The sequence below is a fragment of the Ancylobacter sp. SL191 genome, from assembly GCF_026625645.1.
Classification (GTDB): Bacteria; Pseudomonadota; Alphaproteobacteria; order Rhizobiales; family Xanthobacteraceae; genus Ancylobacter.
The window spans coordinates 3855905-3878071 of the sequence record NZ_CP113056.1 but is presented as its reverse complement, the minus strand read 5'-3'; the positions used below and the strand labels follow the sequence as shown (position 1 = coordinate 3878071).

General features: G+C 68.0%; 20 protein-coding genes. 15 read left to right on the top strand and 5 right to left on the bottom strand.

Translation table 11 applies throughout. The annotated features are described in order from the left end of the window. Positions 1 to 79: 79 nt before the first annotated feature. The 5 genes from OU996_RS17770 to OU996_RS17750 all read left to right on the top strand — a co-directional run bounded on the left by OU996_RS17770 (position 80) and on the right by OU996_RS17750 (position 3061). The gene (locus OU996_RS17770; RefSeq protein ID WP_267582925.1) at positions 80 to 1336 is read left to right on the top strand and encodes a cysteine desulfurase; all 1257 of its coding nucleotides are present in this window, start codon (positions 80 to 82) and stop codon (positions 1334 to 1336) included. Beyond that, a complete protein-coding gene (locus tag OU996_RS17765) occupies positions 1333 to 1713 on the top strand; it encodes an SUF system Fe-S cluster assembly protein (RefSeq protein WP_267582924.1) in 381 nt (126 codons plus the stop codon). The genes OU996_RS17770 and OU996_RS17765 overlap by 4 nt, the downstream gene beginning before the upstream one ends. Before the next feature lie 5 nt (positions 1714 to 1718). Next, positions 1719 to 2153 carry a VOC family protein gene (locus tag OU996_RS17760; protein ID WP_267582923.1) on the top strand — a complete coding sequence of 145 codons (435 nt, stop codon included), beginning with the start codon at positions 1719 to 1721 and terminating at the stop codon, positions 2151 to 2153. 134 nt (positions 2154 to 2287) lie between these two features. After that, complete coding sequence (gene sufA, locus OU996_RS17755; protein WP_267582922.1) at positions 2288 to 2677, top strand: Fe-S cluster assembly scaffold SufA; 390 nt, start codon at positions 2288 to 2290, stop codon at positions 2675 to 2677. A 21-nt stretch (positions 2678 to 2698) separates the two neighbouring features. Beyond that, complete coding sequence (locus tag OU996_RS17750) at positions 2699 to 3061, top strand: TfoX/Sxy family protein (protein WP_267582921.1); 363 nt, start codon at positions 2699 to 2701, stop codon at positions 3059 to 3061. Between the two features lie 108 nt (positions 3062 to 3169). On the opposite strand, the gene OU996_RS17745 is transcribed toward OU996_RS17750, so the two are convergent. Then, a complete protein-coding gene (locus OU996_RS17745; protein ID WP_267582920.1) occupies positions 3170 to 4774 on the bottom strand; it encodes a DEAD/DEAH box helicase in 1605 nt (534 codons plus the stop codon). Between the two features lie 215 nt (positions 4775 to 4989). On the opposite strand from OU996_RS17745, the gene OU996_RS17740 reads away from it, so the two are divergent. Together OU996_RS17740 and OU996_RS17735 are read left to right on the top strand one after the other, a co-directional pair. After that, complete coding sequence (locus OU996_RS17740; RefSeq protein WP_267582919.1) at positions 4990 to 5481, top strand: GreA/GreB family elongation factor; 492 nt, start codon at positions 4990 to 4992, stop codon at positions 5479 to 5481. After that, a complete protein-coding gene (locus tag OU996_RS17735; protein ID WP_267582918.1) occupies positions 5481 to 6110 on the top strand; it encodes a LysE family translocator in 630 nt (209 codons plus the stop codon). The genes OU996_RS17740 and OU996_RS17735 overlap by 1 nt, the downstream gene beginning before the upstream one ends. Before the next feature lie 6 nt (positions 6111 to 6116). On the opposite strand, the gene parE is transcribed toward OU996_RS17735, so the two are convergent. Further along, positions 6117 to 8168: a DNA topoisomerase IV subunit B gene (gene parE, locus OU996_RS17730; RefSeq protein ID WP_267582917.1), complete on the bottom strand. Its 2052-nt coding sequence runs from the start codon at positions 8166 to 8168 to the stop codon at positions 6117 to 6119. 358 nt (positions 8169 to 8526) lie between these two features. On the opposite strand from parE, the gene argC reads away from it, so the two are divergent. Further along, the gene (gene argC, locus OU996_RS17725; RefSeq protein WP_267582916.1) at positions 8527 to 9582 is read left to right on the top strand and encodes an N-acetyl-gamma-glutamyl-phosphate reductase; all 1056 of its coding nucleotides are present in this window, start codon (positions 8527 to 8529) and stop codon (positions 9580 to 9582) included. A gap of 171 nt (positions 9583 to 9753) precedes the next feature. On the opposite strand, the gene phaC is transcribed toward argC, so the two are convergent. Further along, positions 9754 to 11457, bottom strand: coding sequence for a class I poly(R)-hydroxyalkanoic acid synthase (phaC, locus tag OU996_RS17720; RefSeq protein WP_267585744.1), 1704 nt, complete (start codon positions 11455 to 11457; stop codon positions 9754 to 9756). Positions 11458 to 12258: 801 nt separating this feature from the next. On the opposite strand from phaC, the gene OU996_RS17715 reads away from it, so the two are divergent. The 5 genes from OU996_RS17715 to OU996_RS17695 all read left to right on the top strand — a co-directional run bounded on the left by OU996_RS17715 (position 12259) and on the right by OU996_RS17695 (position 16902). Continuing rightward, complete coding sequence (locus OU996_RS17715) at positions 12259 to 12576, top strand: hypothetical protein (RefSeq protein ID WP_267582915.1); 318 nt, start codon at positions 12259 to 12261, stop codon at positions 12574 to 12576. A 162-nt stretch (positions 12577 to 12738) separates the two neighbouring features. Further along, positions 12739 to 13956, top strand: a complete 1218-nt coding sequence (locus OU996_RS17710) for an LL-diaminopimelate aminotransferase (RefSeq protein ID WP_267582914.1) — start codon at positions 12739 to 12741, stop codon at positions 13954 to 13956. Between the two features lie 57 nt (positions 13957 to 14013). Beyond that, positions 14014 to 15333 carry a homoserine dehydrogenase gene (locus OU996_RS17705; RefSeq protein ID WP_267582913.1) on the top strand — a complete coding sequence of 440 codons (1320 nt, stop codon included), beginning with the start codon at positions 14014 to 14016 and terminating at the stop codon, positions 15331 to 15333. A 14-nt stretch (positions 15334 to 15347) separates the two neighbouring features. Then, positions 15348 to 16343 carry a class II fructose-bisphosphatase gene (gene glpX, locus OU996_RS17700; RefSeq protein WP_267582912.1) on the top strand — a complete coding sequence of 332 codons (996 nt, stop codon included), beginning with the start codon at positions 15348 to 15350 and terminating at the stop codon, positions 16341 to 16343. A 217-nt stretch (positions 16344 to 16560) separates the two neighbouring features. Further along, positions 16561 to 16902: a hypothetical protein gene (locus OU996_RS17695; RefSeq protein WP_267582911.1), complete on the top strand. Its 342-nt coding sequence runs from the start codon at positions 16561 to 16563 to the stop codon at positions 16900 to 16902. 71 nt (positions 16903 to 16973) lie between these two features. Here OU996_RS17695 and OU996_RS17690 read toward each other — a convergent pair whose 3' ends face one another. Beyond that, positions 16974 to 17669, bottom strand: a complete 696-nt coding sequence (locus tag OU996_RS17690) for an alpha/beta hydrolase (protein WP_267582910.1) — start codon at positions 17667 to 17669, stop codon at positions 16974 to 16976. 237 nt (positions 17670 to 17906) lie between these two features. Between OU996_RS17690 and OU996_RS17685 the strand changes: the two genes are divergently transcribed. Next, complete coding sequence (locus tag OU996_RS17685; RefSeq protein WP_267582909.1) at positions 17907 to 18776, top strand: DMT family transporter; 870 nt, start codon at positions 17907 to 17909, stop codon at positions 18774 to 18776. Positions 18777 to 18815: 39 nt separating this feature from the next. Here the strand turns inward: OU996_RS17685 and OU996_RS17680 are convergent, their stop codons facing one another. Then, positions 18816 to 20126 (bottom strand): esterase-like activity of phytase family protein, encoded by a 1311-nt coding sequence (locus tag OU996_RS17680; protein ID WP_420712774.1) that lies wholly within the window; start codon positions 20124 to 20126, stop codon positions 18816 to 18818. Between the two features lie 219 nt (positions 20127 to 20345). Here OU996_RS17680 and recJ point away from each other — a divergent pair, with 219 nt between their 5' ends. Next, the gene (recJ, locus tag OU996_RS17675) at positions 20346 to 22166 is read left to right on the top strand and encodes a single-stranded-DNA-specific exonuclease RecJ (protein WP_267582908.1); all 1821 of its coding nucleotides are present in this window, start codon (positions 20346 to 20348) and stop codon (positions 22164 to 22166) included. The last annotated feature ends 1 nt before the right edge of the window (position 22167 follow it).

Below are 22167 nucleotides of genomic sequence, written 5' to 3'. Positions count from 1 at the left end.
TAGGGGCCGCTGTCGGCCCGCGTTCCCGGTGCGACGCAGTCGCGTCGTCCGGGATGACGCCCTCTGGAGAGGCCGCATCATGACCGACAAGGTCGCCACTCATCCCGCCGTGTCCAACGGCACCTATGACGTCGCCCGCGTGCGGCAGGATTTCCCCATCCTGTCCAAGCTCGTCTATGGCAAGCCGCTGGTCTATCTCGACAATGCCGCGTCGTCGCAAAAGCCGGTCCAGGTGCTGGACCGCATGCGCTACGCCTATGAGAACGAATATTCCAACGTTCACCGCGGCTTGCATTACCTCGCCAACGCGATGACCGAAGCCTATGAGGAAGCCCGAGAGCGTTGCCGCGCCTTCCTCAATGCGCCGTCGCTCGATGAGGTGATCTTCACCCGCTCCGCCACCGGCGCGCTCAACCTTGTCGCCTCCTCGCTCGGCCAGTCCATCGGCGAGGGTGACGAGATCGTGCTCTCGATCATGGAGCACCACTCCAACATCGTGCCGTGGAACTATCTGCGCGAGCGCAAGGGCGCGGTGATCAAGTGGGCGCCGGTGACGGAGGAGGGGGCCTTCGACCTCGATGCCTTCAAGGCGCTGCTCACCGAGCGCACCAAGATTGTCGCCATCACCCATATGTCGAACGTGCTCGGCACGGTGACGCCGATCAAGGAGATCGCCCGCCTCGCCCACGACGTCGGGGCACTGGTCGTGGTCGATGGCTCGCAGGCTGCCGTCCACATGCCGGTCGACGTGCAGGATCTGGACGTCGATTTCTACGCGGTGACCGGCCACAAGCTCTACGGGCCGACCGGCATCGGGCTGCTCTATGGCAAGCGCGCGCTGCTGGAGCGGATGCCGCCTTACGAGGGCGGTGGTGAGATGATCCGCACGGTGACGGAAGAGGGCGTCACCTATGGCGAGCCGCCGCACCGCTTCGAGGCGGGAACCCCGCCGATCGTGCAGGCGGTGGGCCTTGGCGCGGCGCTGGCCTTTATGGAAAGCCTCGGGCGCGAGCGTATCGCCGCCCATGAAGCCTCGCTCGCTGCTTACGCCAAGGAGCGGCTGTCGCGCATCAACTCCATCCGCATCTATGGCGAGGCGCCGGGCAAGGGGGCGATCTTCGCCTTCGACGTGAAGGGCGCGCATCCGCACGATATCGCCACCATCATTGACCGTGCGGGCGTCGCCGTTCGCGCCGGCACCCATTGCGCGATGCCGCTTCTGGGGCGATATGGTGTGACAGCGACGTGCCGGGCGTCGTTCGCGCTCTATAACACTCATGAGGAGGTCGACATTCTCGCCGACGCCCTCATCAAGGCTCAGGATCTTTTCGCATGAGCGAAGCCACCGGAAGTCTCGCCGATACGCCGAACGCCCCGGCGATCGCGTCCACGATCCCGCAGGAGGAACTCGACCGCCTGACGGACGAGATCGTCACTGCGCTCAAGACCGTCTACGATCCGGAAATTCCCGTCGACATCTACGAGCTCGGCCTGATCTACAAGGTCGATATCGCCGATGACCGGCAGGTCGCCGTCGAGATGACGCTGACCACGCCGAACTGCCCCTCCGCCGCCGAGCTTCCCGGCATGGTGGAAGGCGCGGTCGCGAGCGTCGGTGGGATTTCGGGCGTCACCGTGAACCTCACCTTCGATCCGCCCTGGGATCAGGGCCGCATGTCGGAAGAGGCGCGGCTGACGCTGAACCTCTGGTGAGCCGGATGGCGGCGGGGCCCAATCCGGCGCCGCCCATCTCGGGTGTGGTCGAGACCGGGCTCTATGTCGACGATCTCGCCTGCGCCCGCGCCTTCTATGAGGGCGTGCTCGGCCTGAAGCCCATGGTCGCGGATGACCGTTTCTGCGCCTATGACGCCGGTCCGCGCAGCGTGCTGCTGCTGTTCCTGCGCGGGCAGGCACTGGCCCCCGTGACCATGGCCGAGGGCACGATTCCTCCCCATGATGGCCACGGCCCGCTGCATTACGCGCTCGCCATTCCCGCCACGTCGGTGGAACAGTGGCGCCGGCATCTCGACGTGCAGGGTGTCGTCCTTGAGGGGCGGGTGGACTGGAAGGGCGGCGGCGTCAGCCTCTATTTCCGCGATCCCGACCAGCACCTCGTGGAACTCGCCACGCCGGGCCTGTGGCCGAACTATTGAGGCGGCTCGGGCCCGCTCATCATCGGCGGCATGGCGGACCGGCGGCAATCCGCCTTGCCTGAACCGGGTTCCTACCCCATCTTAAAGCGACCGATCCGCCGGCCTTGAACCGGCGTCGATTAGGAGACGATGAAATGAGCCTGCCCCGTTCCCGCCCGCCCATCATGTCGCTGACCGACGCCGCCGCCGAGCGCGTGCGGTCCATCATCGCCCGCTCCGACAAGCCGGTCATCGGCTTGCGCGTCGGCGTGAAGAATGGCGGCTGCGCCGGCATGGAATACACGATGGAGTTCGCCGAGGAGGCCGGCCGCTTCGATGAGGTGGTTGAGGACAAGGGCGTGAAGGTTCTCATCGACCCCAAGGCGGTGCTCTATCTGCTGGGCACGCAGATGGACTACAAGACCGACAAGTTCGCTGCCCAGTTCGTGTTCAATAACCCGAACCAGACCTCGGCTTGCGGCTGCGGCGAATCGGTGGCGATCACCCCGGTCCGCTCCGAGGCGGTCGAGATTCACGCCGGCTGACACGAGCGGCGGGGCGGCCTGATGGATCCCACAGCCGTCGCCGACATCTTCGCCACCTTCCGCCCGGTGCGCTGCCGGCGCATGTTCGGCGGCCTCGGCGTTTATGCCGACGGGGTGATGTTCGCCCTGGTGGCGGATGGCCGGCTCTATCTGAAAGCGGATGTGCCGTTTGGCGGCGAGCTCGCGGCGCGTGGGGCCGAGCCCTTCATCTATGAGAGCGGCGGCCGCACGATTACGGTGAGCTACTGGTCCATGCCGGAATCGGCGCTGGACGACCCGGACGAGGCCGCCGAACTCGGCGCGCGGGCCCTGGGGCTGGCGCGCCACGCGGCGGCGGCACGGGAGGCGAACCCTCGCCGACGGGTGGTTCCCCACGGCATGTGAGCCCGGCCCAAGCCCTTTCGTCTCGCGACTGACGCGGTTCCCAACATGAATGCGGCCCGGACATGCCGGGCCGCGAAGTGGTGGTAAGGTTGGTCAGCCAGCCTAGTGTCAGCTCGCCTTGATGCGCACCGGGCGCAGCAGGAAGGCCGGTAGATGCGAGGTGTCGGCCGGTTCGTCGGCGGGCTTGCGCTCCTCGCGGCGATGGGTGAGCGGGGTCACCGGCGCGCGCGTCGGGGTCTTGGGCTCGCGGGGCTCGCGCGGAGCCCGCGCGGCGGCGGGCTGCACGGTGGCGGCGCCATCGGCCGCGCCCGTGCCGGCCGGGGCGCTCTTGCCACGACGACGGGCGGGCTTGGCGGGGGCGTCCACATCCGGCACGACGGTCAGCGCGGGGGCTTCCAGCGCCTCGACGGGAGCAGCCTCGTCGGCGCCGCGCCGGCGGGCCGGGCGGGCCCCCTTGCGCTCGCGATCCTCGGCATCGCGCTCGGGTGCGCGGCTGCGGCCGCGATCACGGCCGCCACGGGCACGTTCGCTGCTGCCGGCACGGTCGCTGCGCTCGCGGCGCGGCTCGGAGGGCGGCAGATTGTCGAGCGTCGCGCCGTCCTTCCACTCGATCGAGCGGCCGATCAGCTTCTCGATCGCCGCCAGCGACTTGACCTCGCCGGGCGTGACGATGGTGAACGCGGCGCCCGCGCGACCGGCCCGGCCGGTGCGGCCGATGCGGTGGACATAGTCTTCGGCATGGTGCGGCGTGTCGTAGTTGAACACATGGCTCACGGCCGGGATGTCGAGACCGCGCGCGGCGACGTCGGACGCGACCAGCAGCGTGGCCTCGCCGGTGCGGAACTGGTCGAGCGCCTGCATGCGCGAGCGCTGGTCCATGTCGCCATGCAGGCAGACCGCCTTGTAGCCGTGACGCAGCAGCGACTTGTGCACCACCGCGACTTCACTCTTGCGGTTGCAGAAGATGATGCCGTTCTGAAGGTTCTCACCTTCATTGATCAGCTTGCGCAGCGTCTCGCGCTTGTCATAGTCCTCCTTGCCGGAGGCGACGAGAAGCTGCGTGATGGTCGAGGCGGTGGACGAGGGCCGCGAGGCTTCGATCTGCACCGGGTTCGACAGGAACTGCGCGACGAGGCGCTGGATTTCCGGCGGCATGGTAGCCGAGAAGAACAGCGTCTGGCGGGTGAACGGCACCAGCTTGCAGATGCGCTCGATGTCCGGGATGAAGCCCATGTCGAGCATGCGGTCGGCCTCGTCGATGACGAGGATCTCGATGCCGGAGAGCAGCAGGCGCCCACGCTCGATATGGTCGAGCAGGCGGCCCGGCGTGGCGATCAGCACATCGACGCCGCGCACCAGCTTGGCGTCCTGGTCGCCGAAGGAGACGCCGCCGATCAGCAGGGCGACATTGAGCTTGTGGTTCTTGCCGTACTTGACGAAGTTCTCTTCGACCTGGGCGGCCAGCTCGCGCGTCGGCTCCAGAATGAGCGTGCGCGGCATGCGGGCCCGGGCGCGGCCCTGCTCCAGCAGGGTGAGCATCGGCAAGGTGAAGGCCGCTGTCTTGCCTGTGCCGGTCTGGGCGAGGCCCAGCACATCGCGGCGTGCAAGCACATGCGGAATGGCCTGCGCCTGGATCGGCGTCGGCTCGGTATAACCGGTATCAGCGACGGCCGAGAGCACCTTGTCGCTCAGGCCCAGTTCGTTAAAAGGCATCTGGGATCAATTCTGCGGCTGCGCACCGCCCGCCTGGCCCCGAGCCGTAACCGGGGTCGGCTGAGTTGTCGTCGCGCGGAGCGCATCAGTCGGATAAGGTCAGACGACGGCCGCACCTTAGGCGCAAAGCTCGGAAAGTCAATGAAAATAGCCGCTTTTACGGCATTCGCCCGCGTCCCGGGTCGCAGCGTAAGCCGCATGACCGGGGTGACGGTATGAGCCGGGCCTTCGTCAAGGAAGATGGCGGCGGCGACAGCCTGCCTGAACGCCCGGTCAGCCCGCACCGAAACCTCGTCACGCGGCGCGGACTGGCGCTCATCGACCGGGCGCTCGGGCGCGAGCGCGAGGCACTGGCGGCGGCCACCGTCACGGGGGATCGCGCGGCCGTCGCCGCCGCGTCGCGGGAGCTGCGCTACTGGTCCTCCCGCCGGGCCAATGCCGAACCGATCGACCCGCCGCAGGACGGCGCGGCGATCACCTTTGGCATGCTGGTCACGCTGGAGGACGAGGAGGGCCGCTGCCGCCGCTTCCGCATCGTTGGCGAGGATGAAGCGGAGCCACGCGAGGGCCGCATCGGCTGGATCTCGCCGGTCGCCCGCGCGCTGATGGGCAAGTGGATCGGCGATGAGGTCAGCCTGCCGACCGGCGTGATGGAGATTGCCGACGTCGACACCACGCCTGAGACCGAGACCGAGGACGAGGCCTGATGCTGATCCCCGTCGAGACGCTGCTCGTCTTCGTTCCCGCCGCGCTGGCGCTGAACCTGACCCCCGGCAATGACATGCTGTTCTGCCTCGGGCAGGGCATGAAATCCGGCCCGCGCGCGGGTGTCGCCGCCAGCCTCGGCATTGCCGCGGGTGTGCTGATCCACACGCTGGCGGCGGGTATCGGCCTTGCCGCCGTGCTCCGGGCGCATCCGGCGGCGTTCGAGGCGATACGCTGGGCGGGCGTGGCCTATCTGGTCTATCTCGCGGCACAGGCCTGGCGCTCCTCCGGCCCGCTAGTGGCGCCTGCGGGTGGCGCGCCGGCCCGTGCTCTTGTCGCCTGGCGGGAAGCGGTGGTGGTGAGCCTGCTCAATCCCAAGGTGGCGGTCTTCGTTCTCGCCTTCCTGCCGCAATTCGTCGATCCGGCGCGCGGCTCGACCTTCCTGCAGTTTTTCCTGCTCGGTGCGATCCTCAACACGGGCGGCACGCTGATCAACATCGCCGTCGGCCTTTTCGCCGGCCGCCTCAGTGGCTGGCTCGCCACCCGCGCCCATGTCGCCCGCTGGCTGCAGCGCGCGACCGGCGGCATCTTCCTGCTGCTGGCCGCGCGCATCGCGTTTGAGCGGCGGTAAGAGCCGTCAAATATCCAGCAATTCCTCGCCGGCGAAGGCCGCGCGTTCGGAGATGAAGGCGAAGCGGCTTTCCGGTTTGTTGCCCATCAGCCGCTCGACGATATCGGCGGTGGCGGCGCGTTCGGCATCGTCGATGGTGACGCGCAGCAGGGTGCGCGTCTTGCGGTTCATCGTCGTTTCCTTGAGCTGCGCCGGCATCATCTCGCCGAGGCCCTTGAAGCGGCCGATATCGACCTTGCCGCGCCCGGAGAATTCCTTGCGCAGCAGCTCGTCGCGATGCGCCTCGTCCCGCGCATAGAGCGTCTTGGCGCCTTGGGTGATGCGGTAGAGCGGCGGCACGGCGAGGAAGAGGTGGCCGTTCTCGATCAGCTTCGGCGTCTGCCGGTAGAAGAAGGTGACGAGCAGCGAGGCAATGTGAGCGCCGTCGACATCGGCGTCAGTCATGATGATCACGCGCTCATAGCGCAGATCCTCGTCGCGATAGTTGGCGGCCGTGCCGCAGCCGAGCGCCTGGACGAGATCGGAAAGCTGCTGGTTCTGCGCGAGCTTGTCGCGGCCGGCGCTGGCGACGTTGAGGATCTTGCCGCGCAGCGGCAGCACGGCCTGGCTCTGGCGCTCGCGCGCCTGCTTGGCGGAGCCGCCGGCCGAATCGCCCTCGACGATGAAGAGCTCGGAGCCCGCCGCCGAGTTGTTGGAGCAATCCGCCAGCTTGCCCGGCAGGCGCAGCTTGCGCACGGCGCTCTTGCGGGAGACTTCCTTTTCCTGCCGGCGGCGCAATCGCTCGTCCGCGCGCTCGATAACCCAGTCGAGCAGGCGGCTGGCCTGCGGCGGGTTGCCGGCGAGCCAATGGTCGAACGGGTCGCGCAGCGCGCCCTCGACGATGCGCGCGGCCTCGGCGGTGGCGAGCTTTTCCTTGGTCTGGCCCTGAAATTCCGGCTCGCGCACGAAGACCGAGAGCATGGCCGCGCAGCCGGCCATCACGTCGTCGGCGGTGATGATGGCGGCGCGCTTGGCGTTGCCGGTGCGCTCGGCATGGTCGCGCAGACCCTTGAGCAGAACGGCACGCAGGCCGGTCTCATGCGTGCCGCCCTCGGCGGTGGGGATGGTGTTGCAGTAGGAGGAAATGGCGCCGTCCGCGTCACCGAGCCAGGCCACAGCCCACTCGGCCGAGCCATGGCCGCCGGGCCGCGAGGTCTTGCCGGCGAAGATATCCGGGTGGACCAGCGTGTGGCCCTCGATATCGGCGGCGAGATAGTCCTTGAGGCCGCCGGGAAAGCGGAAGGTGGCCTTGGGCGGAATTTCGCTGCCGGCGACCAGTTCCGGGTCGCAGCTCCAGCGGATTTCGACCCCGCCGAACAGATAGGCCTTGGAGCGGGCCATCTTGAAGACGCGGGCCGGCTTGAAGCGGGCGCCCTCGCCGAAAATCTGCGCGTCCGGGTGGAAGCGCACCCGCGTGCCGCGCCGGTTCTGCACGCGGCCGATCTCCTGGATCGGGCCCTGCGGCATGCCGCGCGAATAGAGCTGGCGGTAAAGCACCTGCCCACGCGCGACCTCGACCTCCAGCACGTCGGACAGCGCGTTGACGACGGAGACGCCGACGCCGTGCAGGCCGCCCGAGGTCTCGTACACCTTGCTGTCGAACTTGCCGCCGGCGTGCAGCGTGGTGAGGATGACCTCCAGCGCCGACTTGCCGGGATATTTCGGGTGGTTCTCGATCGGAATGCCGCGGCCATTGTCGGTCACGGTCAGGAAACCGTCGGCCGTCAGTTCCACCTCGATGAAACTGGCATGGCCGGCGACCGCCTCGTCCATTGAATTGTCGATCACCTCGGCGAAGAGGTGATGCAGGGCCTTCTCGTCCGTGCCGCCAATATACATGCCCGGCCGGCGCCGCACCGGCTCCAGCCCTTCCAGCACCTCGATATCCGCGGCCGTGTAACCGCTCTCGCCGGGCAGGCCGGGGGAGGCGGCGGGCGCCCGCACAGGCTTCGGCGCGGCCGGGGTCGCCGCGGGCTTGGGCGCGGCGGGGGGAAGGTCGAACAGGTTCGGATCGGACATCAGGCAGGCGGGCTTTCGCTGAATGGGGCGTCAGGCGATTCCATTACACCACATTATGCCAAAGCGCGTCAGTCGCGTGAACAGGACGTGAACAATCAGCAGCGCAGCCGTTTGCGGTTGGCGCGCACCTTGCCGCCATAGAGCCCGACAATATCGCGCGCCATCGTGTCCTTTCGGTCGGTGACGACAGTGCAGGCGAGGGGCAAGCGGCGGAGGCTCAGCCGTGTTCCCGCCCTCCTCGCGCGGCCGCCATGCGCGCGGCGCGCAGATCCGTGTCTTTCCCGCGACATGCATCCGGTGTAATGGCGCGGTCTCCATGCGCGGGGCGTTCCCCGCGCCAGTGACGGGATACGCCACGATGACGGACAGCAAGGCACGGATCGCCATCCTCGGAGCCTCGGGCTACACCGGCGCGGAGCTGGTGCGCCTGCTGGTCCGTCACCCCCGCGTGGACATCGTCGCGCTCACTGCCGACCGCAAGGCCGGCCAGAGCATGGCCGAGGTGTTCCCGCAATTCGCGCCGCTGAACCTGCCGACGCTCACCACTATCGACGCGGTGGACTGGTCGGGCGTCGATCTCGCCTTCTGCGCCCTGCCGCACGGCACCACGCAGCAGGTCATCAAGAAAGTCTTCGAGACCGCGCCGCACATCAAGATCGTCGACCTGTCCGCGGATTTCCGGCTGCGCGATGCCGGCGCCTATGAGCAGTGGTACGGCCACCCGCATCAGGCGCTGGAACTGCAGCAGGAAGCCGTCTACGGCGTCGTCGAGCTCTATCGCGACGACATCCGCAAGGCCCGGCTCGTCGCCAATCCCGGCTGCTACACCACGACCGCCATCCTGCCCGTGGTGCCGCTGATCGAGGCCGGCGCCATCGACCCCGAGCACATCGTCATCGACGCCAAGAGCGGCGTGACAGGGGCGGGCCGTGCGGCCAAGGAGAACCTGCTCTACACCGAGGTGACGGATGGCATGCACGCCTATGGCGTCGGCGGCCACCGGCACACGGCGGAATTCGACCAGGAGTTTTCCAAGGCCGCCGGCCGCAGCGTGGTGCCGACCTTCACGCCGCACCTCATCCCGATGAGCCGCGGCATCTACGCGACCATCTATCTGAAGACCGGCGCGGGCGTCGGCGCTGAGGGCGTGCATCGCGTGCTGGCCGATTTCTATAAGGGCGAGGCCTTCGTGCACGTGCTGCCGCTCGGCCAGGTGCCGCAGTCGCGCTTCGTGAAGGGTTCCAACATGGCCTTCATCGGCGTGGTGCAGGACCGCGCGCCGGATCGCGTGGTCGTCATCTCCACCACCGACAATCTGGTGAAGGGCGCCTCCGGCCAGGCGGTGCAGAACATGAACCTCGTGCTCGGCTATCCCGAGACGCTGGGGCTCGAGCAGATCGCCCTGTTCCCGTGAGGGCTCCCGTGAGGCCATGACCGTCATCTTGGACGGCCGCAGGCCGATCCGGGATCGCATGGCGCTCGCCGTCGGCTAACGATCCCGGCTCTCCGCTGCGCGGAGCCTGTCCTTGGGCTTGCAGAAGGCAAGACCCGAGGGGGATGACAGGCCAAGAGCCAGTGAAGCCTTCTACGCCTTCACCTTCACATAGCTGCCGGGCGCCTCCTCGATCGCCTTGAACGGGCCCTTGCCGGGGATGCGCGCGGGAACGCGGGCATCGTCCTGCTGGGCGATCCAGGCGAACCAGTCCGGCCACCACGAGCCCGGATGCATCTGCGCCCCGGCGATCCAGTCTTCCAGCGCGCCGCCGGGGGCCTCGCCCGTCCAGTACTGGTACTTGCCGCGCGCGGGCGGGTTGATGACGCCGGCAATGTGGCCGGAGCCGGCCAGCACGAAGCGGCCGGGATTGCCGAACATTTGCAAGCCGAGGAACACCGAAGCGGCGGGCGCGATGTGGTCCTCGCGCGTCGCGACGCTGTACATGGGCAGGTTGATCTTCTTGAGGTCGAGCTTCTTGCCCGCCAGCATCAGGCTGCCCTGCGCCAGCCGGTTATCGAGGTAGCAGTTGCGCAGGTAGAAGGAATGATTCGCCGCCGGCAGGCGGGTCGAATCCGAGTTCCAGTAGAGAATGTCGAAGGGGAAGGGCGCCTGCCCCTTGAGATAGTTGTTCACCACATAGGGCCAGATCAGGTCGTTGGCCCGCAGCATGTTGAAGGCGTTGGCCATCTTGCGGCCGTCCATCACGCCCGATTCCAGCATCTTGCGCTCGAGATGGGCGATCTGCTCCTCGTCGATGAACACCTTGAGGTCGCCGGCATGGGTGAAATCCACCTGCGTCGTCAGGAAGGTGACGGAGCGCAGGCCGACATCCTGGCCGGAAGCCGCAAGCCAGGCGAGCGTCATCGCCAGCATGGTACCGCCGACGCAATAGCCGACCGCGTGGAAGTCCTGGCTGCCGCTCGCCTTCTTCGCCACGTCGAAGGCGGTGAGCACGCCGTCCTTCATATAGGCGTCGAAGCCCTTGCCGGCGAGCTCAGGGCCAGGATTGACCCAGGAGACCACGAAGACGGTGAGGCCCTGCTCGACCGCCCAGCGGATGAAGGACTTTTCCGGCGTCAGGTCGAGCACGTAGAATTTGTTGATCCAGGGCGGGATGATGACCAGCGGCACCGCCAGCACGCTCTCCGTCTGCGGCGCGTACTGGATGACCTGCATGATCTCGTTCTGGAAGATCACCTTGCCGGGTGTGACGGCCAGGTTCTCGCCGACCTTGAACTTGCTGTTGTCGGTCTGGCGGATCTTCAGGTCGCCGCCACCGGCCTCAATGTCCTCGGCCAGCATCTTCATGCCGCGCACAAGGTTCTCGCCATTGGAAGCGAGTGTGGTGCGCAGCAGTTCCGGGTTGGTCAGCACGAAATTGGAGGGCGAGACGGCGCCGGCGATCTGGCGGACATAGAACTCCGCCTTGTGCTTGGTGTGCGCGTCGATCTCGGCCTCATCGACCATGTTCTCCGCCCAGTTGGCGGTGAGCAGATAGGTCTGTTTCAGCGTGTCGAAGAATGGGTTGGTGCTCCACTCCGAATCGATGAAGCGGGCATCGCGGGCCGGCGGCTCGGCGACGGGCTTGGCCTCCTTGCCGCTCAGGCGCTTGAGCGTGGATGACCACAGCTCCAGATAGCCGCCGATCAGCCGGGCTTGTGCCTCCACCGTGCGCTTGGGGTCGGCAAGCCAGTACTCCGCGACATTGCCGATGGTCTTCATCACGTCGGCAATGTCCTCGGCGACATCGTCCTGGATGAGCCCTTCCTCGCGCGGCCGCATATAGGCCGCCATCGCCTTGCCGCCCTCCTCGACGAGGCGGGCGAGATTGCCGGCGAAGGCCTGCAGATCGATGGGACCGGAGCCGAGCGGGGGCGGTTCCGGCGCAGCGGGCTTGGCTGCACTCGGTTGTGGTGTGGGCTGAGCGGGTGCCGCCGGCACGGCCTGCGGGGGCGGAACGGGCGCAGCCAGCGTTTCAGCCTCGGCCTGCGCGCGCCGCTGCGAGGGGCGCACCGCGTAGCGGGGCAGGGCGGAGGGCTGTTCGGCGGCTTTCGTGCGCGGACGCTTAACGGCCCTATCCGGCGCGGTGGGAGCGGGTGCGGCAGGAGTTGGCTTGGCTTGCGCCAGGTCGGCAGCGGGCGCGCGGGCCTTCCTGGCTGAAGACGTCACGGTTGGCTTCGCCGGGCCGCCCTTGACGCTTTGGGGCGTGGTCTCCGGGATCGCAGCCTTCAGCCGTGCTTTTGATTCGACCGTGGGCTTGGCAGGCGCGGTCGCCTTTTGCGGGCGCTTGGTCGCCGGTTTGCTCACCGGCGCGGTTGCGGTCGCCTCGGTGGCGAGCTTGGCGGCGCTCCGGCTCGTGGCGGCCTTGCTGTCAGCCGGTTTCACCGGGTCAGTTGTCGTGGTCGAACGCGCCGTGCGGAGGGGCGTCTTGGCGTCGGTGGCCGGCTTTCCGGTCGTGCGTCGGTTACTCACCGCTTGTCCCCGCGGGTGCCTGCGTTCATAGGTGATGCCATCATAGCCGTGCGGCCCGGCCGGGGCGAGTGCGTATCAGGCCGGAGGCATGGGAGATCGGTGAGCGTGGGAGATGACCGGGGCATGAAGAGCATGGCGGATCCTTGCCGGATGATCCCGCGCGCCATGGCGCGCCCGGCTCGACGGGCCGGTTGCCTGGCCGGTCTGGTGGCGCTGGCGCTCGCCGGCTGCTCGGGGCCGTCCTCGCTGCTGCCGCCAGAGATGGCCAAGCCCATCACCCCCGGCCAGGAACTGGTCTACCCCAATTTCGGCGCCCCCGCGCAGATCGGCGACCGCCCGGTGATGACGCCGGCGCAGACGGCGAAGATGCAGAGCGATCTTCAGGGCCTCGCCCGCGAGCAACAGCAGCAAGTCGAGACCGATAGCCAGCAACAGCCCTAGGCGTCGCCCGGCGCCACCTTGGCGATACGTGGCCGCGACAGTTTTCATCACGCTTCCGCCCGTTTTCGCTGCGATCCCTCGCTGTGCGGGCGCCTGAACAGTGTTATGTAGCGCCTCAGTGCCGCTATCCGATGAATCGGGGCGGTTTGGAGCTTGAGACCGATGACCGACTTCCACCGTATCCGCCGGCTGCCGCCCTATGTCTTCGAGCAGGTGAACCGTGTGAAGGCCACCGCTCGCAATGGCGGCGCTGATATCGTGGATCTCGGCATGGGCAACCCGGACCTCGATGCGCCCGCCCATGTGGTGGAGAAGCTCAAGGATACCATCGGGCGTCCCCGCACCGACCGCTATTCCGCCTCCAAGGGCATTCCGGGTCTGCGCCGCGCGCAGGCGGCCTATTATGAGCGCCGTTTCGGTGTGAAGCTGAACCCCGACACGCAGGTGGTCGCCACCATCGGCTCGAAGGAAGGCTTCGCCAATATGGCGCAGGCCATCACCGCGCCGGGCGACGTGATCCTGGTGCCGAACCCGTCCTACCCGATCCACGCCTTCGGCTTCCTGATGGCCGGCGCGGCGATCCGCTCGGTGCCGTGCGAGCCCGGCCCGGAATTCTTCCGGGCGCTGGAGCGCGCGGTGGTGCATTCGATCCCGTCGCCGCTGGCGCTGGTGCTGTGCTACCCGTCGAACCCGACGGCCTGCGTCGCCGATCTTGATTTCTACAAGGACTGCGTCGCCTTCGCGAAGAAGCACGACCTGATCCTGCTGTCCGACCTCGCCTATTCGGAGGTCTATTTCGACGACAACCCGCCGCCTTCCGTGCTGCAGGTGCCGGGCGCCATGGATGTGACGGTGGAGTTCACCTCCATGTCCAAGACCTTCTCCATGGCCGGCTGGCGCATGGGCTTCGCGGTCGGCAATGAGCGGCTGATCGCGGCGCTGGCGCGGGTGAAGTCCTATCTCGATTACGGCGCCTATACGCCGATCCAGGTCGCGGCCACGGCGGCGCTGAACGGCCCGCAGGACTGCATCGCCGACATGCGCGCGGTCTACAAGAAGCGCCGCGACGCGCTGGTGGACAGCTTCGGCAAGGCCGGCTGGGAGATTCCCGTGCCGAGCGCCTCGATGTTCGCCTGGGCGCCGATCCCCGAGAAGTTCCGCCACATGGGCAGCGTCGAATTCGCCAAGCTGCTGATCGAGAAGGCGGATGTGGCCGTCGCTCCGGGCGTCGGCTTCGGCGAGCATGGCGATGAGTATGTGCGTATCGCACTTGTGGAGAACGAGCAGCGCATCCGGCAGGCCGCCCGCAATGTCCGCCGGTTCCTTGAAACCGGCGCGGAAACATTGCACAACGTCGTCCCTCTCGCCGCGGCGCGCTGACGCTCGGTCCTCCCGAACGGCGCCGCTATCTGGTCTTCTGTTGAGTTCGGACAAACTATGGCGCCGCCGCTGAAAATTGGCATCGCCGGCCTCGGGACGGTCGGCGCGGGCGTGGTGCGCATGCTTGCGCGTCGCAAGGACGAGATCGCCGCCCGCACCGGGCGTGCGGTCGAGGTCGTCGCCGTCAGCGCCCGTGACCGCTCCCGCAACCGCGATTGCGACCTCACCGGGATGCGCTGGTTCGACGATGCCGTCGAACTGGCCCGCGACCCCGATATTGACGTGTTCGTCGAGCTGATCGGCGGCCATGAGGGCACCGCCAAGGCGGCGGTGGAAGCCGCCATCGCCGCCGGCCACACCGTCGTCACCGCCAACAAGGCGCTGCTCGCCCATCACGGCGTGGCGCTCGCCTCGGCGGCGGAAGACAAGGGCGTCGGCATCCGCTTCGAGGCGGCCGTTGCCGGTGGCATTCCCGTCATCAAGACGCTGCGCGAGGCCCTGCTGGGCAACCGCATCGCCCGCGTCTCCGGCATTCTCAACGGCACCTGCAACTACATCCTGACGCGGATGCGCGACGAGGGGCTCTCCTTCGAAGCGTGCCTCGATCAGGCGCAGCAACTCGGCTATGCCGAGGCAGACCCGACCTTCGACGTCGATGGCTTCGACACCGCGCACAAGCTGTCCCTGCTCGCCGCTCTGGCCTTCGGCGTGCAGCCAGATCCGGATGCGATCCATGTCGAGGGTATCCGCTCCATCACGCTGCAGGACCTGGAGGCGGCGGACGAGCTCGGCTACCGCATCAAGCTGCTGGGCGTCGCCGCCCGCGCCGGCGAGGCGGTGGAGCTTCGCGTTCACCCGACCATGGTGCCTAAACATTGGCCAATCGCGCAGGTCTCCGGCGTGACCAATGCGGTGGCGATTGACGGCGACGCGGTGGCGCTGACGCTGGTCGGCCCCGGCGCCGGCAGCGACGCGACGGCGTCCGCCGTGGTCGGCGACATCTGTGATCTCGCCAGTGGCGCGGCGGGCACACCCTTCGGCTGGAAGGCGGAAAATCTCCGCCCGGCGGGCAAGGCCGCCATCCAGCGTCATGAAGGGGGGTATTATATCCGCCTTGCGGCGGTTGATCGGCCTGGAACGGCGGCAGCCATTGCCCGCCATATGGCCGAGCAGAACATCTCGCTCGAGTCCATAATGCAGCACCGGCGGGGCCGCCCTCATGGCGGCGACCGGGCTGACAGCGCGGAGGACCCGGCACCTGTGGTGCTGATCACCTACGCCACGAACGAGGACGCGGTGCGCCGCGCGATCGCCGCCATCGATCTCGATGGCGTCATCGCGCAGCCGCCGCAGGTGATACGGATCGAGAAGGACTGAGAGGGGCTGGGACGATGGCGGAAGAAATTACGGTCAAGGCAGGGCAGGCGCTTGAGCGCATCCTGACGCTCGAACTGGTGCGCGTCACCGAGCGCGCGGCGGTGGCTTCCGCCAGCCTGCGCGGGCGCGGCGACGAGAAGGCGGCCGACAAGGCCGCGGTGGACGCCATGCGTCGCGAGCTGAACCGCCTGCCGATCGCCGGCCGCATCGTCATCGGCGAGGGCGAGCGCGACGAGGCGCCGATGCTGTTCATCGGCGAGGAAGTCGGCACCGGCAAGGGCCCGGCGGTCGACATCGCCGTCGACCCGCTCGAAGGCACGACGCTCTGCGCCAAGAACATGCCGGGCTCCATCGCCGTGATGGCGATGGCCGAAGGCGGCACGCTGCTCTACGCGCCCGACGTCTACATGGACAAGATCGCCATCGGGCCGGGCTACCCGAAGGGCACGATCGACATCGACGCCACGCCCGAGGAGAACATCCAGTCCCTGGCCAAGGCCAAGGGCGTGAAGCCCTCCGAGATCACCGCGCTGATCCTCGACCGCCCGCGCCACGCGGCGATCATCGAGGCGGTGCGCAAGACCGGCGCGGCCGTGCAGCTCATCACCGATGGTGACGTCGCGGGCGTGATCCACACCACCAACCCGGACGAGACCGGCGTCGACATTTATCTCGGCACCGGCGGCGCGCCGGAAGGTGTGCTGGCGGCGGCGGCCCTGCGATGCATCGGCGGCGAGATGTACACCCGCCTGATCCTCGACACCGAGGAGAAGCGGGAGCGCGCCAAGAAGATGGGCGTCACCGACCCGAAGAAGATCTACACCATCACCGACATGGTGCGCGGCGACTGCCTGATCGCGGCGACGGGCGTCACCACCGGCAATCTGCTCAAGGGCGTGAAGTATGAGCGCGGCGTGGTGAAGACCCACACCGTCGTCATGCGCTCCGCCTCCGGCACGGTGCGCTGGATCGAGGCCGAGCATCGCGACCTCTCCAAGTTCCACCTCTGAGAGGCATCGCGCCCGCCGCGAGCTCAGACCGCGATTAAAAGGGCGCCCTCGGGCGCCCTTTTTGTTTCGCCGGTCCGCCTCGCATGGGGCGCGACGGCGGGCTCATCTGTTGCTTTGGTCGCGGCGCGGTGTGCTGTATACCAGAGCGGTGCGGTGGCGCGGCCCGTCAGGGGCGCCTCCCACCCGAACGCCAAGCCAATTGCCAAGGGAACGACCCATGACCGCTCCTCATTCGCTGCTTCCGCCCCTGCTGTCCAAGATCGACGCGCTGATCGCCGCCGAGAAGTACCAGGAGGTCGCCGAGGCCTACACGGCTTTCGTGACGGAGCACGCGACCACCAACTACCTCGCTTCCGAGCCGATTCCGTTCAAGCTGAACGTCGCCTTCTCGAAGAAGTACGGCTCCTCCGCCACCAACACCTTCACCCTGCGCCACACCACCTGGGCGTCGGATGTGAAGGCGGCGCTGAAGGCCGGCCCCGGCGATTTCGCCGCGCTGGTCGCCAAGTATGAGGCCGAGGTTGCCGAGCTCGCCAAGTCGGCGAAGAAGGTCGCCTGAGCGATTTTTCGGCTGATGATCGTCGGAAAGGCCGGCCTCGCGCCGGCCTTTTTGTTGGCGCCGCTGTCGCCTTAGCCGCGCGGCGGGACGTCCTTGAGGAAGTAATCGACGCCGAGCTGCACCATGGGCGGCTGCGAGGCGTGCGGCCCGCCATGCTCGACATAGGTCAGTTCATAGCCGGCATGGCGCAGCTTGGCGGCGTGCGAGCGGCCGGCCGTGGCGATCGGCGTTTGCGTGTCCTGCTGCCCATGGGCGATGAAAACCTTGGGCGAGCCTTCCTGCGCCAGCACGGTCATGAAGCCGGCTGAGAAGGCAAGGATGTGGGTGACGATCTGCCCGTTGCTGAGCCCGTTGGACAGCGAGTAGCTGCCCCCGTCCGAATGGCCGGCAAAGGCGAAATGCGTCGGGTCCAGACTGAAGCGGGACGCGACTTCCGCCAGCCCGACATCCAGCCGCTCGCGGTCGGGTCCGTTGCCGGCAATAACGATGTCCCAGGTCGGGAACAGCGACTGCGGCACCAGCAGCAGGAAACCGCGTTCCTCCGCATGGCGGCGCATGATCGGCAGGATCTTCTCGGCGCTGCCGCCGCCACCATGGAACAGGCACATGAAGGGCGTCGGCCGGCCGGGATCGATTCCCTCGGGCACGATCAGCACATAGTCGCGCGTGTCGAACAGGCCGAGATCATGCCGGCCGGGCGGCAGCGGCGGCTTGGAGGGCGCGGCGTGCTGGAAGGACAGGCGGCCGAGGAGCGACAGGTCGAGCATGGCGCGCACCATACCCAGCCGGCTTGGCGCCGCAAGAGGGCAGGGCGCCGCGTCGCCGCCCGAGACCGGAGGCCAGCACCTCCGCCATGAGGCCGGTGCAGGGCAGGCATCGGCGATGCCGGCTTTGCTTTGAGGCGCGGGGGCGCTATCAGCGGGAAACTGGCCGCCCTTTCGCGAGTCCGCGCCGGTGGCAGCTTCCGCCCGGGGTTGCCGGTCGTCCCTCGCCACTGCGTCCCCATGCCCTTTCGTGACAAGCTGCTCGCCCTCGCCGTCGTCTGCGTCTGGGCGCTGAACATGATCGTCATCAAGCTCGGCGTTCAGGAGATCCCGCCCTTGCTGACGACGGCGCTGCGATTCGTCGTGGTGTCGGCGCTGCTGGTCCCGTTCACCCGCATCACCCGTGCGCAGCTTCCGGGCATTCTGCTGGTGTCCTTCACCTTCGGCACGGTGCATTTCGGCCTGCTGTTCGCGGCGCTGGAGCATGCGGAGGCCGGCACGAGCGCGGTCATCATCCAGCTCGGCGGACCGATCGCTACGGTGCTGGCGTGCCTGATGCTGAAGGAGCCGCTGGGACGGCTGCGCACCGCCGGGCTGGCGATCTCGCTCGCCGGCATTCTCATCATCGCCGCCGGGCCGACCTGGCCGAGCCCGCTCGGTCTCGCCCTGCTGGTTGCCAGCGCCACCGGCTGGGCGGTGACCAATCTCATCGTCAACCACATGTCCAGCGTCTCGCCCATGACCATGATGGGGTGGTCCTCGCTGTTCTCCGTGCCACAGCTGTTCCTTGCGTCATGGCTGTTCGAGGCGGACCGTTGGGGCATGGTGGCGACGGCGGGAATCCATGGCTGGATGGCCGTGATCTACAGTGCCATCGCCTCGTCGATCATCGGCTACGGCATCTGGTACTGGCTGCTGCAGCGCCATTCGGTGAACGCGGTGGTGCCCTATTCGATGCTCAACCCGCTGCTCACCGTGCTGTTCGGCATCGTGCTGATCGGCGACGCGCCCTCGCTGGTGAAGCTCATCGGCGCACTGGTGATGGTGATCGGCGTCGCGCTCATCCTGCGCAAGCCCTCCGCGCCCACCACGTTGCCCGACACGGCGTGACAGCCGGGGCGTGGCCGCCCCGGCTCCTGTTCTCGCGCTTCACTTGGCCTTCAGGAAATCGCCGACCTCGAGCAGGATCAGCTCGTTGTCGTCCGCCTTCGCGGGATCGCGCGAGGAGGAGAAGGGCAGGTTGTTGTCGTTGCCGACCACGATATGCGTGGCGTCGACCACATCCACGTCCTCGATGGTGAAGAACGGGAAGGTCAGCACGCCGTCATTCAGCGCCTTGCGGGCCTTCTTGTCGGGATCGGCGATGTTCATCAGGTCGATATGACCGATCTTGCGCACCGGCTGGCCGGCATTGGCGTCGGTCAGCTCGATCTTGTAGATGCGCTTGAACTTGGCGAGGTCGTGGAAGCAGTCCGGGCCCTTGGTGCCCTCGGCGCAGGCCTTGTCCTTGGTGCCCTCGCCATTGTCGCGCTCGATGATCAGGCCGGTCGTGCCGTCGATCATGTTGAAGTCGCCGATGGCATGGCCGTTCTGCTCGAGAACGTACTGCCACATGCGCCCGGTCCACTTGCCGTTGGCCACATCGAATTCGAGGATCGGCAGGAATTCCTTGCCGTCGGCGGTCTTCTGCCAGTCCTTCGTCGAAGCGTCCCAGAGCGGGCCTTCGAGCAGGGCGTAGAGGAACTTGCCGTCCTTGGAGGCGGCCATGCCCTCATAGCCCTTGGAGCGGCGGGCGTTGAAGGTCGCCGGCGCGTTCGGCGCGGCGGGGGAGGTGACGGAGGGGCTGTCGGGCGAGCGCACCGGCGTCTCGCCGGCCACCGTCTCGAACACCTGCTTCACCTTGCCGGTCAGGTCGGCCTTGATGAGGAAGGGGCCGAATTCCTCGCCGATCCACAGATCGTCGCCGATGATCTGGAAGCTCTCGATGTCGAAGTCAGCGCCGGTCAGGTAACGCTTGTCCGTACCCTCATGGACGATGCGGAACGGCACCTTCTTGTCGGGATCGGTGAGGAAGATGGTCTCGACCGGTTGGAACGCCCCCGTCGACCAGTCGACCTTGTAATGGCGCAGGAACAGCGCCGAATCCGGGCTGTTGGCCTTCGAGCCAAAGCCGTTGTCGGTGATGATCCAGAACGAGCCGTCCGGCATCACCTTGATGCCGGAATGGCCCTGGACCGGCTGGCCCTTGAACGGCACGGCGACTCCCGTCGGGCGGCCCGCCGACTTGCCCATCACCGAGCCGATGGCTTCCACGCGCGCGCCGGTCGTGAATTTGCCGGAGGTCTTGAGATCTTCGGGCGCGTCGGCGGGCATCTCGATGAAGGTCTGCGCCGGCAGCACGGCGTGGCCGGCGAGCGTCGCCGGGAAGGTCTGGTCGGCGCGGGCGGGCGTGCCCAGCATCAGCAGCGCGACGGCGGCGCCGGCGAGCAGCGAGGAACGCAGCGACATGGTTGGTCTCCTGTCGTGGGGATCGGGTGAGCCGAGGCGCCTTTCCTGAGGCTCGCCCATGTCGTTGCGGCAACAGGCGCACGACATGTTCATGACCATTTCCCGCCGTCCGCGCCTGAGAGGCGCGCCGCCTCTCGACGCGCCCGCCAAGTTAGGGCTTATCCTCCGCGCATGAGTCTGACCCTCCCGACCGCGGCGCCGGCGCCGCGTGCCTTTCTCGGTGTGAAGCATTCCGCGCTGGGCCGCTTCTGGCGCGAGCGGCTGGACGCGCGCGGCGCACAGACGACGATGGCCATCGTCCAGCGCCAGGGCGTGCCGGAAATTCTCGCCCGCGTGCTGGCCGGGCGCGGCGTCGCCATCGAGGAGGTCGAGGCCTATCTCGATCCGACGGTGCGCCGCCTGCTGCCGGACCCGGACACGCTGACCGACATGGCCCCCGCCGTCGCCCGCCTCGCCGATGCGGTGGAGAAGGGCGAGGCGGTCGCGGTGTTCGGCGATTATGACGTGGACGGCGCCACCTCCACCGCGCTGCTGGTCGAGGTGCTGCGTGCCGGCGGGCTCGACCCCGCCTTCCACATTCCCGACCGCATCTTCGAGGGTTACGGGCCGAATATCCCGGCCATCGAGGCGCTGGCGGCCAATGGCGCGCGGCTGCTCGTCACCGTCGATTGCGGCACGATGAGCTTCGAGCCCTTCGCCCGCGCCCGCGAGCTGGGGCTGGACGTGGTGGTGATCGACCATCACCAGGCCGGCGAGAGCCTGCCGGAGGTCACCGCGCTGGTGAACCCGAACCGCGCGGATGACCTGTCCGGCCTCGGCCATCTCTGCGCCGTCGGCATTGTCTTCATCACCGCCGTTGGTCTGGTGCGCGAGCTGCGCCGGCGCGGCTTCTGGACCGATGCCCGGCCGGCGCCGGACCTCCTGTCCTTTCTCGACATCGTCGCGCTCGGCACGGTGGCGGATGTGGTGCCGCTCACCGGCCTCAACCGCGCCTTCGTCACCAAGGGGCTGATTGTGCTGCGCCAGCGGCTACGGCCGGGGCTGACGGCGCTGATGGATGCCGCCCGCCTTTCCGGCCCGCCCAAGGCGTGGCATCTCGGTTTCCTGCTGGGACCGCGCATCAATGCCGGCGGGCGCATTGGCGACGCCGCGCTCGGCACGCGGCTGCTGCTCACCCGCGATCCCATCGAGGCGGCGGTGATCGCCGCCGAACTCGACCGGCTGAATACCGAGCGCCAGCAGGTGGAGCGCGCCATCGTCGCGCAGGCCGAGGCCGAAGCGGAAGCCTCGCTCGGCCTTGCCGGGGAGGGCACGGTTATCCTCTCTTCCGGCGAGGGCTGGCATCCCGGCGTGGTCGGGCTGGTGGCCGCCCGGCTGAAGGAGAAGTTTGGCCGTCCCGCCTTCGCCATCGCCTTTACCGGCGCCATGGGGTCCGGCTCGGCCCGTTCCATCCCCGGCGTCGATGTCGGCCGCGCCGTGCGCGGCGCGGTGGATCGGGGTCTGTTGGTGAAGGGCGGCGGGCACGCCATGGCGGCCGGCCTCACCATCGCCCGTGAGCGGTTGGGGGATCTGCGCGCCTATCTCGACGAGGCGCTCTCCGGCGCGGTGGAGGAAGCGCGGGCGGTCGATGAGACGGTGATCGACGGCGCGCTCTCCGCCGCTGGCGCGACGCCAGAACTGATCGAACTGATCGAGCGTGCCGGGCCCTATGGCGCCGGCAACCCGCAGCCGATCTTCGCCTTTCCCGCCCATCGCCTCGTCTATGCCGAGGCCGGCAGCGCCGATCAGGTGCGGGTGCGGCTGCGCAGCTCGGACGGCACCATCCTGTCCGGCGTCGCCTTTCGTGCCGTGAACACGCCGCTCGGCCAGAGCCTGCTCGCCGCGCGCGGCCAGAACATCCATGTCGCCGGCATGCTGGAACTCGATAGCTGGCAGGGGCGCACGCAGGTCAATCTGCGCGTCAGCGATGTCGCCATGCCCGAAATCGGTTGAT

Bases quoted from the DNA above. Each gene is read 5' to 3' on its own strand.
- OU996_RS17685 (WP_267582909.1), top strand. From the start codon at position 17,907: ATGCCCTTTCGTGACAAGCTGCTCGCCCTCGCCGTCGTCTGCGTCTGG.
- OU996_RS17760 (WP_267582923.1), top strand. From the start codon at position 1,719: ATGGCGGCGGGGCCCAATCCGGCGCCGCCCATCTCGGGTGTGGTCGAG.
- OU996_RS17770 (WP_267582925.1), top strand. From the start codon at position 80: ATGACCGACAAGGTCGCCACTCATCCCGCCGTGTCCAACGGCACCTAT.
- OU996_RS17705 (WP_267582913.1), top strand. From the start codon at position 14,014: ATGGCGCCGCCGCTGAAAATTGGCATCGCCGGCCTCGGGACGGTCGGC.
- sufA (WP_267582922.1), top strand. From the start codon at position 2,288: ATGAGCCTGCCCCGTTCCCGCCCGCCCATCATGTCGCTGACCGACGCC.
- OU996_RS17715 (WP_267582915.1), top strand. From the start codon at position 12,259: ATGAAGAGCATGGCGGATCCTTGCCGGATGATCCCGCGCGCCATGGCG.
- OU996_RS17750 (WP_267582921.1), top strand. From the start codon at position 2,699: ATGGATCCCACAGCCGTCGCCGACATCTTCGCCACCTTCCGCCCGGTG.
- OU996_RS17680 (WP_420712774.1), bottom strand. From the start codon at position 20,126: ATGCTGGGCACGCCCGCCCGCGCCGACCAGACCTTCCCGGCGACGCTC.
- glpX (WP_267582912.1), top strand. From the start codon at position 15,348: ATGGCGGAAGAAATTACGGTCAAGGCAGGGCAGGCGCTTGAGCGCATC.
- OU996_RS17695 (WP_267582911.1), top strand. From the start codon at position 16,561: ATGACCGCTCCTCATTCGCTGCTTCCGCCCCTGCTGTCCAAGATCGAC.
- OU996_RS17740 (WP_267582919.1), top strand. From the start codon at position 4,990: ATGAGCCGGGCCTTCGTCAAGGAAGATGGCGGCGGCGACAGCCTGCCT.
- phaC (WP_267585744.1), bottom strand. From the start codon at position 11,457: ATGGCGGCCTATATGCGGCCGCGCGAGGAAGGGCTCATCCAGGACGAT.
- argC (WP_267582916.1), top strand. From the start codon at position 8,527: ATGACGGACAGCAAGGCACGGATCGCCATCCTCGGAGCCTCGGGCTAC.
- parE (WP_267582917.1), bottom strand. From the start codon at position 8,168: ATGTCCGATCCGAACCTGTTCGACCTTCCCCCCGCCGCGCCCAAGCCC.
- recJ (WP_267582908.1), top strand. From the start codon at position 20,346: ATGAGTCTGACCCTCCCGACCGCGGCGCCGGCGCCGCGTGCCTTTCTC.
- OU996_RS17690 (WP_267582910.1), bottom strand. From the start codon at position 17,669: ATGCTCGACCTGTCGCTCCTCGGCCGCCTGTCCTTCCAGCACGCCGCG.
- OU996_RS17765 (WP_267582924.1), top strand. From the start codon at position 1,333: ATGAGCGAAGCCACCGGAAGTCTCGCCGATACGCCGAACGCCCCGGCG.
- OU996_RS17745 (WP_267582920.1), bottom strand. From the start codon at position 4,774: ATGCCTTTTAACGAACTGGGCCTGAGCGACAAGGTGCTCTCGGCCGTC.
- OU996_RS17735 (WP_267582918.1), top strand. From the start codon at position 5,481: ATGCTGATCCCCGTCGAGACGCTGCTCGTCTTCGTTCCCGCCGCGCTG.
- OU996_RS17710 (WP_267582914.1), top strand. From the start codon at position 12,739: ATGACCGACTTCCACCGTATCCGCCGGCTGCCGCCCTATGTCTTCGAG.